Origin of the sequence: Okeania sp. SIO2B3, assembly GCF_010672525.1 — a bacterium.
Lineage (GTDB): Bacteria > Cyanobacteriota > Cyanobacteriia > Cyanobacteriales > Microcoleaceae > Okeania.
This window is the reverse complement of record NZ_JAAHGH010000240.1, coordinates 1-1,384: the sequence shown is the minus strand read 5'-3', so window position 1 is coordinate 1,384 and position 1,384 is coordinate 1. Positions and strand designations below refer to the sequence as shown.

The window sequence follows — 1,384 nt, the reverse complement described above, 5'->3', positions numbered from 1 at the left end:
ATTGACATCCTCCCGACGCTGCTCTCACGAGACAGCGCGGGATTCCCGAGCATCACTGTTAGGGGTTTTCTGTTTCCTCTTGACAGAGGAGCTGCGCTAACATAGCACCTGCCTTCCGAGATTTACTCCCAGATGGTCTTACAGTCGCTCCACAGACTGACACTGCGAGTCCCGCAGCCAAAATATTTATACTTGCATTGATGTCCCGGTCATGGTGACTACCACATTCGGGGCAATCCCACTCTCTAATGTTTAATGGTAATTTTTCTACTGTGTGCCCACAACTAGAACAACGTTTAGAACTGGGAAAGTATCTATCAATTTTGATTAACTCTCGGCCATACCAATCAGCCTTATACTCTAATTGCCTCACTAATTCTCCCCAATTGGCATCACTAATGGCTCTTGCTAATTTGTGATTCTTGACCATATTTTTTACCGCTAAATCTTCAACTACAATAGTTTGATTTTCTCTAATCAGTTGAGTGGGCGCGCTTATGGGTATAGTCAAGCCTTGAATCTTTGATTTTTGCGTGTATCCTCGCGACTTTTATCCCGGCTTTGTGATAGTTATCAGAGCCTTTGGTTTTACGAGAAAGTGATTTTTGGGCTAACCTCAATTTTTTGTGTAACTTATAATGGTTCTTTGGGTTAGCAAATTTTTCTCCTTCACTGGTTGTTAATAGACTGGTAATTCCTAAGTCAATACCTACTTGTTTGGTGACCGACTTGAGATTCAAATTTCTAGTATCGTTCACTCTCAAAGATACAGACCATCTACCCGCTTGGTCTAGCTTGATTGTAATTGTGCTAGGTACACAACCCGTTGGTAGCTGCCTACTCCATCTAATGGGTAATGGTTCAGAGCATTTGGCTAAATATACTTGACCATCTTTCCACTTAAATGCAGACTTTGTAAACTCAGCACTACCACCATTGCGCTTTTTCTTAAAGTTAGGATACTTAGTACGTCCACTAAAAAAGTTAGTGAAAGCTGTTTGTAGATGTCTCAAGCCTTGCTGTAATGGTACACTGCTTACTTGTGTGAGGAAATCTAAATCTTCCTGTTTTTTCCAGTGAGTCAGCATAGCTGAAGTTTGCTTGTAACTCACTCTTTGCTTGTGTTCATACCAAGCTTGAGTTCTCGCTGCTAAAGCTTTGTTGTAGATTAAACGCACACAACCCAAAGTCCTGCGCAACAGATTTTCCTGTTTAGGAGTTGGGTAGAATCTAAATTTGTACGCTTTTTCGACCATCTACTACTGTTTATTTGTCAATATTTACATTGTAGCATATTATATGTGAAACCACAACATTGATTGGTTTTCATCCCGACGCTCCCCTGCGGGAGAGCACGGGTCTTCAACCAACATTGAGATAAAAA

1 pseudogene is annotated in these 1,384 nt (G+C 41.3%); it reads right to left on the bottom strand.

The features are described 5' to 3' along the window. Nucleotides 1-58: 58 nt before the first annotated feature. Nucleotides 59-1,256: pseudogene (locus F6K15_RS37930) on the bottom strand (RNA-guided endonuclease InsQ/TnpB family protein). Nucleotides 1,257-1,384: the final 128 nt, after the last annotated feature.